This window comes from Pseudoalteromonas sp. 2CM32C (genome assembly GCF_023161925.1).
Classification (GTDB): domain Bacteria; phylum Pseudomonadota; class Gammaproteobacteria; order Enterobacterales; family Alteromonadaceae; genus Pseudoalteromonas; species Pseudoalteromonas marina.
Genome location: NZ_JALNTI010000007.1, coordinates 19,595 through 32,745, shown reverse-complemented (window position 1 = coordinate 32,745; position 13,151 = coordinate 19,595). Strand labels below are relative to the sequence as shown.

11 protein-coding genes are annotated in these 13,151 nt (G+C 38.9%); 2 read left to right on the top strand and 9 right to left on the bottom strand.

The window, feature by feature from the left end:
- Positions 1–11: 11 nt before the first annotated feature.
- The 5 genes from MTF67_RS13350 to MTF67_RS13330 form a co-directional block, all read right to left on the bottom strand.
- Complete coding sequence (locus tag MTF67_RS13350) at positions 12–716, bottom strand: 3'-5' exonuclease (RefSeq protein WP_248519783.1); 705 nt, start codon at positions 714–716, stop codon at positions 12–14.
- A gap of 3 nt (positions 717–719) precedes the next feature.
- Entirely contained in the window at positions 720–2,615 is a 1,896-nt protein-coding gene (locus tag MTF67_RS13345; RefSeq protein ID WP_248519782.1) for a DUF294 nucleotidyltransferase-like domain-containing protein, read from the bottom strand.
- An 88-nt stretch (positions 2,616–2,703) separates the two neighbouring features.
- Positions 2,704–5,784: an efflux RND transporter permease subunit gene (locus MTF67_RS13340; protein ID WP_058428936.1), complete on the bottom strand. Its 3,081-nt coding sequence runs from the start codon at positions 5,782–5,784 to the stop codon at positions 2,704–2,706.
- Between the two features lie 2 nt (positions 5,785–5,786).
- Entirely contained in the window at positions 5,787–6,800 is a 1,014-nt protein-coding gene (locus MTF67_RS13335) for an efflux RND transporter periplasmic adaptor subunit (protein WP_248519781.1), read from the bottom strand.
- Positions 6,801–6,971: 171 nt separating this feature from the next.
- Complete coding sequence (locus tag MTF67_RS13330; protein ID WP_010557405.1) at positions 6,972–7,979, bottom strand: rhodanese-related sulfurtransferase; 1,008 nt, start codon at positions 7,977–7,979, stop codon at positions 6,972–6,974.
- Between the two features lie 198 nt (positions 7,980–8,177).
- Here MTF67_RS13330 and MTF67_RS13325 point away from each other — a divergent pair, with 198 nt between their 5' ends.
- Both MTF67_RS13325 and MTF67_RS13320 read left to right on the top strand, forming a co-directional pair.
- A complete protein-coding gene (locus MTF67_RS13325) occupies positions 8,178–9,500 on the top strand; it encodes a DEAD/DEAH box helicase (protein ID WP_248519780.1) in 1,323 nt (440 codons plus the stop codon).
- A gap of 2 nt (positions 9,501–9,502) precedes the next feature.
- A complete protein-coding gene (locus tag MTF67_RS13320) occupies positions 9,503–10,339 on the top strand; it encodes a S1-like domain-containing RNA-binding protein (RefSeq protein WP_058428938.1) in 837 nt (278 codons plus the stop codon).
- Between the two features lie 37 nt (positions 10,340–10,376).
- Here MTF67_RS13320 and MTF67_RS13315 read toward each other — a convergent pair whose 3' ends face one another.
- From MTF67_RS13315 to MTF67_RS13300, 4 genes are all read right to left on the bottom strand, one after another.
- Positions 10,377–10,751 carry a hypothetical protein gene (locus tag MTF67_RS13315; protein ID WP_006794169.1) on the bottom strand — a complete coding sequence of 125 codons (375 nt, stop codon included), beginning with the start codon at positions 10,749–10,751 and terminating at the stop codon, positions 10,377–10,379.
- 92 nt (positions 10,752–10,843) lie between these two features.
- Positions 10,844–11,548, bottom strand: a complete 705-nt coding sequence (gene pyrF, locus MTF67_RS13310) for an orotidine-5'-phosphate decarboxylase (protein ID WP_006794168.1) — start codon at positions 11,546–11,548, stop codon at positions 10,844–10,846.
- Positions 11,549–11,711: 163 nt separating this feature from the next.
- Complete coding sequence (gene lapB / locus MTF67_RS13305; RefSeq protein ID WP_058428939.1) at positions 11,712–12,848, bottom strand: lipopolysaccharide assembly protein LapB; 1,137 nt, start codon at positions 12,846–12,848, stop codon at positions 11,712–11,714.
- 2 nt (positions 12,849–12,850) lie between these two features.
- Positions 12,851–13,132 (bottom strand): LapA family protein, encoded by a 282-nt coding sequence (locus MTF67_RS13300; RefSeq protein ID WP_008132961.1) that lies wholly within the window; start codon positions 13,130–13,132, stop codon positions 12,851–12,853.
- Between the last annotated feature and the right edge of the window lie 19 nt (positions 13,133–13,151).

Below are 13,151 nucleotides of genomic sequence, written 5' to 3'. Positions count from 1 at the left end.
TTTATATGTGTTCAGCTCCATATAGTGCACAACGGTGTTTCTTCTGTGTAATGATGACGCAATTGAGCTTGTAAAAGCTCAGCGGTTGCAAGCGCATCGGTTAACGCATGATGCCCTTCATAAGCAGGTAGAGAATAACGTTTACGACAGTCATTTAGCCTTAGCGATCCCAGTTTAGTGTTAAATAGCTGCCCTATTAAGCCTTGTTTTGCTTTGAGCGCTCTTCGCTCAAGTTCCATGGTATCTACAACCATAAACTCAATATGCTCTTTTAATCGCAATAATAAGGCACTATTAAAAAAGCCACGTTCGATTGCCGCATAGTGAACAACTATTACCTTAGAACGCAAAGCATCAAGTAAAGGGGCTATAATGTTGTCAAAGTCAGGCGCGTTATCAACATCGTTATGAGTAATACCGTGGATCACAATAGATGATTCACTTAGGTTTCGTCTTGGCTGAACAACCCAATGTTTACTCTGTTTACAGTATATTCGCGCCAATGTGAATGGCACTAACCCCACACTCACAATATCATCTGTTTTACTATTAAGCCCTGTTGTTTCAAAATCTAATGCAACAAAAGGAATGTCTTTTACAGAAGCGCTAGCATCACTAAATGTAGATAAATAAAACTCTTTTAGTAAGTTGTTTTGCGTGTCATCGGCAAGCTGAGCATAACGTGTATTCCAATTTTTAACTTCTTTGAAAAACATAGATTATTTCACACCCGAGTGTGCGGTATAACAAAATTTAAGGTAATTTTGCGCCTTATCTAGAATAGCAAAAGCATCTTTTAAATGACGCTGTTCAAATGGAGAAAGTAGATGCGGATCAAGATTATTGTCGGGTACTTCACCCTGCTCAATTTGCCATGCCTGATGACGTATTCGGGTCATCGAAATGTACTCTAACGCATCACGTAAGTCTTGCGCTTTACCTGCAGGCAAAATATTGGCTTCTATTATATCTTCTAGGCGATCAAATGAATTTTGCTTACGAGATCCAATGGCAAGTGCATGAACGCGAACAACATCACTTAATGGCGCTGTGCCACGTCGTTTTAAATTCATAGATTTTTGATGCTGCCCATTGTGTTCAAGAACAAACCCTTTAAAAAAGCCAAGTGGAGGTGTTCTATTACGAGCATTTGCTGCCATATTTGCTAGAAACAGTCTGTTATTTGCACTGTGTTGAGCAATATATGTTTTTAACTCATTAGCCCATTTTGTTTTACCCCACACGCCGTCTAAATCAAAAAATATAGAACTGTTAAGTAAAGCCTGTGGTTTGGGTTCAGCAATCCATTGGGCAAATTGCTCAAACCATTGGTCCTGTGTTTTTCGCCACTTCTTGAATGACGCCATAATTTCACCGTCGCAATAGCTATAGCCACATTGAGCTAATCCATCACAAACAAAGTCACTCAAATTTTGAAAATAAGCATTATGTTTTTCGTCGTCATAGCTATTATCTAGTATAAGTGCGTTGTCTTGATCGGTAACAATAAGCTGCTCATCTCTAGCCATAGAGCCTAATGCAATAAAGCAGTAGGGTACTGGCGGCGGGCCGAATTTTTCTTCTGCGAGTATTAGCAACCGTTGTTTAAATGTACGACCAATGACAGCCATTGCAGTACCAACCATATGAGAGTTTGCGTCTTCATTTACCATGCGCACAAATACACGGGGAAGCTGATTTGCGTAGTGAGCTAAGTCTTCAACAGACTGCTGAGCCAATATACCACGCACCAACAATAAGCTACTTTGCGATTCATAACGTAGAATATCTGACAGTGATATAACACCTATTGGACGTTTTTTTTGTACCACAGGAAGATGATGTAAGTTATCTCTGAGCATGGCTAGCACGGCTTCAAAAATATAGTCATTTTGATCAAGTAGCACTAGGTTAGTTGACATAATAACGTGTGCGGGCGTGTTGTACTCAAGCCCCTGCGCAACAACTTTAGTACGTAAATCTTTATCTGTTATTATACCAACGACTTGCCCGTCATCTTCTTGAGGGTCGTTATTAATAGGCTTATTAACGTCGGTCACTAGCACTGACGAAACCGACTCATCGGTCATGAGCTGTGCAATATTTTTTACTGTTTCAGTTGCATCGACTGTAACAACGTCTCGGTGAAGTAACGATTTCACCTTGGCAGTGGTTAAATCGTTGCCATCGGCTTGCTCAACAATTGCTTGATGCAAACGCACATTACCATCGGTTTCAAAATAATCTGCAAAGACTTCAAATTCATCACAATACTGCAAAAATATGTCAACGTTTATACAATACACTAGCGTGTCTTCAAGCGCTGTAGCCGGAAAACGTACTTTGCGATTCATCAACAAGCCCATTTGCCCAAATATTCCCGCAGTGGCCAAACGGTTATAGAGCTCGCCATCACGGCGATACATTTCAACAGCGCCACTTCTTATGATGTACAAATCGGCTATGTCTTGGCCGTATTGTAAAATATCGGTATTAGCCCTGAAATAACTGACTTCGACTTGTTTAGCAAGTTCATCTAATGCTTTTTGAGGAAGATCATCAAAAGGAGGGTGTTGTGATAAAAATTGCGCTATTTCAATTTGTTCGCTTTGCATTATAGATCCCTACTGATTTCCAATAATGCAATTGTGGGCCTAATTAACCGTTTTTTAAAGAAAAAAGATTAATTAGGCCACTAAAGGTTTATTCTGTTTGTTCAAGCTCTTGGGCCAGCTGTTTAGTTTCATCCCCTCTTGGCTTAGTGAAACGTGCAAGTCCTAAATAGATGACTGGTGTTAAGTATAAAGTAAATAAAACAGCAAGTGAAAGACCACCAAATACAACCCAACCTATTGCATTACGTGCTTCAGCACCCGCCCCGCTTGATAAAATTAATGGCAGTGCACCAAGTAACGTAGAAACGAGTGTCATGGTGATTGGACGTAATCTTACCAGCGCAGCCTCTTCAACAGCCTCGCGAACTGATAAGCCTTGGTCTCGAAGTTGATCTGCAAATTCGACTAATAAAATGGCATTTTTCGCAATTAAACCAATGAGCATCACCAGACCAATTTGCGAATAAATATTAAGAGACGTATTTGTTAAATAAAGCGCTAAAATAGCCGAAGTAATACCAAATGGAACTGTTAGCATTACCACTATTGCACTGTTTACACTTTCAAATTGAGCTGCTAATACCAGTAATACAATTAGAAAAGCCAACACGTAAGTTAAAAGTACTTCGTTTGCTGTTTCTTCAAAGGTCAGCGCTTCACCTTTAAACGCAAGGGTAATACCTTGAGGCAACGATTGCTGAGACAAATTGCGAATTTGATCGACTATATCGGCAATCGTCATACCATCCGGTAGCTCCATATCTAATTCAATAGCACGACGCTGTGCATGACGCTCAAGCTCAGCGGCTACTCCTTCTTCACTAATATTAGCTAAGCTACTAATCGGCACTAACCTCCCTTGCGAACTTGCCACATAGAGGTTTGCTAAATCACTTGGATCTTGAATAACTTGGTTTTGTACTTGCAACATGATGGGTATTGATTGGTCGCCAATGTTTAGATCCGCAACATCATCCCCATTGATGGCAGCGCGAAGTGTAATTGAGATATCACTGAGCGATACACCCAACTCTTCGGCTCTTCGCCTATCAATATTTACACGTAATTGTGGTTGTGACGGCTGATAAGAGACTCTTACAGGCGCAGTACCCGGGATTGCGTTTTCAATTTGCTTTGCAAAATCTTGTGCAGCGACAAAAATTTGTTGGTAATCTTGGCCTAATAAAGCGATTTCTATACCGCCACCTTGACCTCTAAGATTTAAACTATTAGAACCGGATGCACGACCAGCTGCGCCTGGGATTTCACCTAATGGTCCGCGAATTTTATTAATGATTTCTTGCTGGCTAAATTGACGGTCGTCCCAATGCTTTAGCGGTACGGTAATAAAAACAATATTAGGATCCCATTGCCCAACAACTGTGTAAATAGATTCTATTTCACCACTTTCTACAAAAGGTAACAAAATATCTTCCATTTGCATTGCTTGCCTGTCCATAAAGTTCAACCCAACACCGTCTGGGCCTCTGGCAAATATACGAATTTTACCTCTGTCCTCTGTGGGTAATAGTTCGTTATCGAGGTTTAAATACAATGCGCCAGAACCAAAGGCTATTAATATACAAGCTATGAGCACGAGCCAAGCGCGGTTCAGAACGCTTTTAATTGTTATGCTATAAAGGCTTACTAACTTATTACCTACTTTGGCAAATGGGTGGTTGCTTTGTTTTTTTAGTTTTAATTTTGAAGTCAATGCAGGGACAAGTGATAACGCAACAAAACTTGAAATAATGACTGCGCCTGCAAGCACCCCGCCAAACTCTCTAAATAATCGTCCTGCCGTAGAAGGTAAAAATGCAATAGGGATAAAAACCGCAGCCAATACGGCAGTCGTTGCAACTACCGCAAAAAATACTTCTCGAGTTCCTATTACAGCTGATGCTCGCCGACCAAGCCCTAGTCCTCTTTGACGTTGTATGTTTTCGCTTACAACAATTGCATCATCAACTATTAAACCTGTAGCTAAAACCAGTGCTAATAAAGTGAGTATATTAATAGAAAAACCAAGGGCCCAAATAAGTGCAAGAGACCCTATAAGCGCAACAGGTATGGCAAATGCAGGCACAAGTGTTGCGCGCCACGAACCTATAAACACCCATAACGTTATTACCACTAACAAAACTGTAAGCACTAAGGAGTTTATTACTTCGTCAACAGAGCTTCTTATAAATTGAGCATCGTCTGAGGTGAGCGTAAATTCGAGTTCAGGGAATCGTTCGCGCATGTTTTCAAGTAACTGTAAAACTTCATCCGATATTTCAATTGTATTAGATTGCGCTTGACGAATAACCTCCATACCAATAACGGGTTTGCCATCTAAACGAACCATAGAGCGCGGATCTGCAGGGCCAAAATAGACTGATGCAATATCACCTACTCGCGTATCACCGCTAACAATAATATCAGCAACTTCATTGGGGGTAATAGAAGTCGCATCGGCTCTGACTATGACTTGTTGGTCACTTGATTTAAGGCTTCCTGCTGGTACATCAAATGGCGCTTCTCGTAAAACATCTGCCACATCAGGAATAGTAAGATTAAAACTACTTAACTTTAATGGATCTAAGCGAACTCGCAAAACACGTTTTCGGTCCCCGTTTAACCTGACATCGGCAACACCCGGTATGGTTAAAAACTGGGGAGCTAAATCGGTTTCAACGCGTTCAGTAAGGGCTTCAAGTGCTAGACTATTACTTGATACAGTGAGCGAAACAACAGCTTCTGCATCATTATCGGCCTTGATAATTGCAACACGTTCAACTTCCTCTGGTAATTCTCGTTGTACACGAGCAACAGACTCACGGGTTTCGTTAGCTGCATTGTCTAAATCTACGCCAGGGCGAAACTCAACAACAATACGCGCATTGCCTTCTTCACTTTGTGCGCGAATTGATTTAACACCACTTACACGGGCTATTGCCCCTTCTAGTTTACTGGTTACTTCTGTATCGACCGTTTCTGGAGACCCACCAGGAAATGAAGCCGAAACAGTTATACGTGGCCTATCAACATCTGGTAATTCTCTGACTTCAATTCCTGCAATTGCAGCTAAACCAGCAATTATTATTAGTAGATTCAAAACAACAATGAGAACTGGGCGGCGAATTGCCATTGAGGGTAGGTCTTGCATCATAGGGGAATTTTTCATTGTTATTCCTCTAAATTACTGGGATTAGCAAACGTTAATGTTTGGTTTTCGCGCAAGCGTTGGACGCCTTCAACAACCAATATATCGTTTTCATTTAAATTGCCTGAAACTAACAATCGCCCAGCTAAGCGTTGCTCTATTTTTACATCTATGCGCTTTGCTTTTTTATCTATACTTTTCCAAACATAAGGCCCTGTTGCTCCCCACATAAGTGCAGCCTCAGGCACAACAGCATATGATTCCCCTTGCATGGTAATATTAATTCGAAAACTCATACCAGGCATAAACTGATCATTTTCATTTTCCAGTTTGGCTTTGACACGTAAGGTACGAGTTTGTGGATTTATTCGAGAATCAAGATATGAAACTTGAGCATTAATAGCTTTTGCGCTTTGCCATGGTGTTACTTCCACAATACCTTTATTTTTTAGTATTGAGACAGCTGACTCGGGGGCGTTAAAATTAATGTACAAACTGCGAGTATCATCAATTGTTGCAATGGCAGTTTGCTCTGTAATGCGATCCCCTTTTTCTACATCAGTAAGTCCCATCACACCATCAAATGGCGCAAGCACAGTTCTGTCTTCCAGATCTGTTTTAGCATTAATAAGAGCAACCTCGGCGAGTGCATGCAAAGTTTTAGCATCATCTAAGTCACTTTTAGGAATTGCTCCCTTTTTGTGACTTTCGCTAAGTCTGTTAAGTGTTCGTTGAGTATCTGCTAAGGTTATTTCTGCTTGTTTAAGAGCTGCTTTTTGTCTGCGAGAGTCAAGCTCGACTAAAATATCTCCTTCCTTTACGAAGTTACCCGGTTTAAAGTGAACGGCTGTTACTCTATCACCCACTGCGGGAAATAATATAACGGAGTGAATTGCTTCTGCATTACCTACAGCTTTAACCTCTTCTTTTGTTCGTTCCGTTGTAACTTTTTGTACCATTACATTTGCACTAAATGCTGCTGTGCTAAAAATGAATAATAACAAGTAGATATTTAATAGAAGTATGCGCAATTTCAAAGAACCACCTTATAAACCATTTTGTTGACCACTATACGCAGTGTAACAAAAGTGTGATCAAAATTAGCCTGTGTTAACGCTGAACACTCAACTATCTAAGATGAATAACAAATTTTAGCCAAAAAAAAGAGCCGTAAAGCTCTTTTTTATTAAGTACATTTTAAAGATGACTTACTTACCACGTTGAGCATCTTTTTGTGCTTTTTTAGCCTCTTTGCGTTGTTGAAGAACGGTCTGTGCTTCGTTACCTATATGCCCTTCACCACGAGCCTGTGCGAGCTCAATTTGTTTTTGGCGCTCTGCAAAACGGGCTCGCTGCTCATCAGTTACCTTATCAATACAATGATGACATGAAACACCCTCTAAATATTCAGGCTTTTGTTTTTCTTGTTCAGTTATAGGCATACGACACGCATGACATTGATCGTAAGAACCTTTCTGTAGGTCATGATCAACAGCAACGCGATTATCAAATACAAAACACTCGCCTTCCCACATGGTTTCTTCTTTTGGCACTTCTTCTAAGTATTTAAGAATACCACCTTCTAAGTGATAAACTTCATCAAAGCCCTGCTCTTTCATGTAAGCTGTTGATTTTTCACATCGAATACCACCTGTACAAAACATAGCAACTTTTTTATGTTTTTCAGGATCAAGGTTTTCTTTTGCCCATTGAGGGAACTCACGAAACGTTGTTGTATTTGGATCAACGGCATTTTGAAATGTGCCAATTTCAATTTCGTAATCGTTACGCGTATCAATAAGTACAACCTCGGGGTCAGAAATTAATGCATTCCAGTCTTGAGGTTTAACATAGCTTCCCACTACTTTAAGAGGATCAATTCCCTCTACGCCCATTGTTACGATTTCTTTTTTTAGTTTTACTTTTGTGCGGTAAAACGGACATTCGTCATCATAGGATTCTTTAGTAACAATGTTTTTTAAATTTGGCTGTTCATCTAACCATGCAAGGAGGTTATCAATGCCCGCTCGTTTTGAAGAAACAGTACCATTAATTCCTTCTGCAGCTAAAAGTAATGTGCCTCGCACTTCGTTTTTTTCCATAACCTCCAGTAGAGGTTTACGTAATGCTTCAAATTCAGGTAGGCCTACAAATTTGTATAAAGCGCACACTACAAAGTGTTCGCTGGTAAGATCATCTTTATGAACAGCTGTCATTTTATTTCCTATTTTGCCTTATTAGCCAATATTGGCGTTTACCGAATCGTAAATCCGGCGCATATGGGGCGCGTATTTTACGCTTTTTTAGATTAATTGCAAAAAATAGCACCATACTTTGCTTTTTGCTGTCGGGATAAGCCATGTGTACGCTATAATGCAGCAATTAATTTAAGTTGCACATTGGAGAACATTACATTGCACTTTACTGATCTTGGGATTGATACTCGCCTTGAAACACAATTAGCACATCAAGGGATCACCCAGCCCACAGACATTCAAGCACATGCAGTGCCTACCGCACTTGCAGGGCATGACATTTTTGCTCAGTCAAAGACTGGGTCGGGCAAAACCTTGGCGTTTTTATTACCCGCAGTACAACGGGTTATAAAACAAAAAGCACTCAGTAAACGCGATCCACGTGTACTTATTGTTGCCCCTACACGCGAATTAGCTACGCAAGTATTTACACAGTTGCGTTTGTTAATAGCGGGCACGGCGATTAAAGCTGTAAAAGTATTAGGTGGTGAAAACTTTAATGACCAAATTAAAGCATTAAGGAACGACCCACAGTTTGTAGTGGCAACACCCGGTCGTTTGGCCGATCATGTTACCAAATGCTCGTTACAATTAAGTGGTTTAGAACTGCTAATTTTTGATGAAGCAGACCGTATTTTAGATCTGGGCTTTACTGAACAACTAAAGTTAATTAACGACGAAGCCAATCACCGCCTTCGACAAACATTATTGTTTTCAGCAACCCTAGACCACGCTCAAGTAGATGCTCTTTCGCGTAATTTATTAAAAAAACCAAAACAGATCACGCTTAGTGCTGCAAACGAACAACACAGCGATATAACGCAAACACTCTACTTAGCCGACCACCTAGATCACAAAGAAGCGTTATTAGCACACTTTTTAAAGCAAGATGAAGTTGGCCAATGCATAATATTTACTGCCACCCGCGCAGATACAAGTCGTTTGAGCGAAGAACTAAACAACAAAGGATTTAAATCAGTCGCACTAGCGGGAGATTTAACACAAAGCAAACGCTTAGACATTATGGACTCGTTTAGCAGAGGAAACTTCAAGATATTAATTACCACTGATGTCGCATCCCGTGGTTTAGATTTGTTAAGCGTAACGCATGTAATTAACTTTGATTTGCCAAAACATGCTGAAGAATATGTTCACAGAATAGGTAGAACTGGACGTGCTGGTTTTAAAGGTACCGCTATTTCGTTAGTAGGCCCTAAAGATTGGGCTAGTTATTTAGCAATTAAATCTTTTTTAAATGATGAGCTTAAATTTGCAACTATTGACGGGCTTAAAGCTAAATTTAAAGGGATCAAAGAGAAAAAACCTGCTGCAACTGTTAAAGCTAAAAAAGTAACGCAGGTTAAAAAGCCACAAATTAAACGTAAAGCAAAACCTAAAAAACCAGCGGCACCCATTAAAGCCCCTATGAATATCGATGGCGATTCACCAATGCGCCGTAAAAAAAAGCCTGAGCAGGAATAATTATGAGTTACCTTGGAACAACACAAACCCTATTTGTAAAAGAAGTGAGTAATGAAGGCGCTTACTTGGACGGTCATGATTTAGGTGAAGTTTTTTTACCAAAAAACGAAATTAAAGATGAGCTTGAAGCTGGTGACAGCATTAGCGTATTTATATATTTAGATAATGCTAATTTACCAACGGCGACTGTTAAAAAACCACATGCTCAAGTAGGTGAATACGCCCTTTTACGTGTTAAGGAAATAAATAGTATTGGTGCATTTTTAGACTGGGGATTAGAAAAAGATGTATTAGCCCCATTTAATGAACAAAAGCCACGTATGCAAGAGGGGCATTCTTATCTTGTTCGTTTGTATCTTGATAATGCGAGTCAACGCATTTGTGCTTCAACTAACTTTAATCGCTTTTTATCAAAGGATGAGCCTGAATACACACGCCTACAAGAGGTTGATTTGATTGTTGCTGGTAAAACAGATATTGGCTACAAGGTGCTTATAGAAGAGTCTCACTTTGGTGTTGTATTTTACAATATGGTATTCAAAAACTTATTTGTAGGGCAAAAGCTTAAGGGCTTTGTTCAAAAAGTACGAGAAGACGGAAAAATTGATGTTGTACTCGAAAAACCAGGCATGGGTAAAGTAAGTGAGCTTGGCGATAAAATAATGGAAAAGCTTAAAAACGAAGGCGGTATACTCGCCATTGGCGATAAATCTGATCCTGAACTTATTAAAAAAGTATTTTCAACAAGTAAAGCTAACTATAAAAAAGCAATTGGTGGATTATTTAAACAAGAGCTTATTGAGATAGAAGCGAAATCTATCCGCTTAAAATCTAAATAATTTTATAGCGCTCATGGTATCTTTATATTGTGAGTGCTTACCCTAAAATATACTTATAAGGCAATGTACACTGTGTATACTCTCTTGAGTAATTAAGTACTTCCCTTTCAGATTCTAAGTTTTGCGGCGCTAATCTAAAAACCTTTATTTCACACTCCAATTTCTTTTCATCATGATGAGTTAAACAATCACTGACAGTGATATCTTGAGCATTTAATGCGTCAGAATTTCTGTAGCAAAGATGGTGAGCATAATCCTTCATTGTTTTTTTAAAATCAAACATGTCTACAGGATAAGCTGATATAACGTCTGTTACTGTTGTAACGCCATCATAAGCCTTACTAGAAAATACATGTTTGTTAACTGAAAAGCCTGCAATGATAATCAACACTGAACCAAATAATAGCTTCAAAATAAACCCCTTACATCATTTTGATATTATAAATGTAACACAAATTACACATAACGTAAGGGGTTTAGTACTTATTTGCTGTTTTTTGTAAATTATTTTATAGATTCATTAACATCTTGCAGTACTTTTACTGGATTTGCTGCTTTAGTAATCGGTCTGCCTACAACTAGATAATCACTGCCAGCTTCAATTGCTTGTTTTGGAGTCATTATTCTTTTTTGATCGCCTGCTTCACTGCCTTCAGGGCGAATACCTGGGGTAACTAATTTAAAATGCTCACCAAGTTCAGCCTTTAAAACATTCGCTTCTTGAGCAGAACAAACAACACCATCAAGGCCTGCTTCCTTAGCTAGTTTTGCAAGGTATATTACCTGCTCCTGTGGTGATTTGTTTATACCTAAGCGTTTTAATTCTGGTTCATCCATACTTGTTAACACAGTTACAGCAATAAGAATTGGTGCTCTATCTCCAAATTCTTCTAAAGCAAGTTTTGCTTTGTGCATCATTTCATAACCGCCTGACGCATGAACATTTACCATCCAAACGCCCATTTTTGCAGCAGCTGTAACTGCCTTTGCAACTGTATTAGGAATATCATGAAACTTTAAATCTAAAAATACATCAAAACCAAGTTCAATTAACTCTTTTACAAATTCAGGGCCAAAGTAAGTAAACATTTCTTTGCCTACTTTTAATCGACAAGTATCGGGCGAAAGCTGTTTTACAAATGCTAATGCTGTTTCTTGATCGTCATAGTCTAAAGCGATAAGCACTTTTTTTGAATTTTCGAAAGACATAGTTATCCTAATCTATAGCAGTAAAGAGTTTTTATATATTCAACTTAGTTATCAAGGCGAACTTACACAAAGTGAGTAAGGAGGTTTAATTAGTATATAGATGCTAGTTAAACTTCTAGTCGAATTTGTAAGGGCATTACAATAATTAAGTATTTAGGGGTTATTAAAATCCGTCTAAACCTCTACTTGGGACAATGGTTTCCCAATGTTTACAAGAAGGGCAATTCCAATAAATTGTATAACTTGTGAAGCCACAATGCTGGCATTGAAAATCAGGCTTAGTAGCAATATATGACGTTACAAGGCTATCAATTTCATTAAGTACTTCTTTTGTATTTTTATTTTGGTCACCCATTAGCTGCAGTAAAAAACTAAACCCCCTGATCGTTGGTTGTCTTTTTAAACTGTCAGTTAAAAAATCGAAAGCTTGTTTTGTATGACCTTGCTCTAAAAGAGCTTGGCAATGTTTTATTTTTATAAGCACACCACCCTTCTCTAGTAAATCGTTTACTAACTCATGAAATTGATGCGTTAAATTTAGTTGCTTATAACTATGCGCCAGATCATCAATGAATAAGGGGGCAAACAAAGTAAACTGGCAAATAAGTTCACGCCAATAGTAGATCGCTTTAACATAATCTTCTTTAGAAAAAGCGATAACACCTAGCTCGTACAAAGGCCTAACGGCTTTGTAGTTTAGACTAATTGCTTTTCGCATAATTTGAGGAGTATTGTCACTAAGGGCAGACTCACAATAAAAATTCGCGATAGCCTTAAATTGTTGCTCTTTAGAGAATAATTCGCTGTGAGATTCAAACATATTAATGCCTTTATCCCACTCACGAGTTTGCGAGTATAAGGTAATAATAGGATCGAGAGCTTCTACATGACCTGCCTTGACCAACCAAACCAAATGCTCTTCTGCACCATCTAGCAATCCAGCCATTATATAATCTTCGGCTAATTCTAAGCGACTAGTAGCGGCTTGCTGCTCACTCAAACTTGGGTGTTTTAAAAGAAGTTCATGGATTTTGATTGCGCGGTCTAATTCGCCTCGGCGACGAAACATAGTGGCAAGTGTAGAGTAATGTTCAACTGAATCCGCTGCAACCTCTAGTAAATTTATTAAGTGTTCTAAACCTTGATCTTCTTCACGGTCTAATAGAAACTTAAGCCCTTTACTGTATTCAGAAGTTATTTGACGATTAAGTTGGTGAGCATGATTTTTAGCACTGTTTTTACCCATAATCCAACCGTAGCCGGCTGCAACAGGTAGTAGTAAAAACAAAAGCTCAATCATAATTAGGTGTCTTTATTAACGTCAAGCTTGTTTTTATTTTTCTCAGGCGCTAACTGTTTTTTCAAACGGTAATTTTGCCACTTTAATTGAGAGAATAGCTTAAAGCTTATAAAACAACCTATTAAAACACCTAACAAAAAGCAGATACTTATTATTACAGCTAAAGGCAGAGTATTACTGGCTATAATATAATTGACTTGTACTAACTGCGGGTTTTGTGACCCTAATACAAATGCGCTAATTAGGCACAGCGCCACCAGGATAAATTTCAATACCTTGAACAAGTAACTACTCCGTTATATT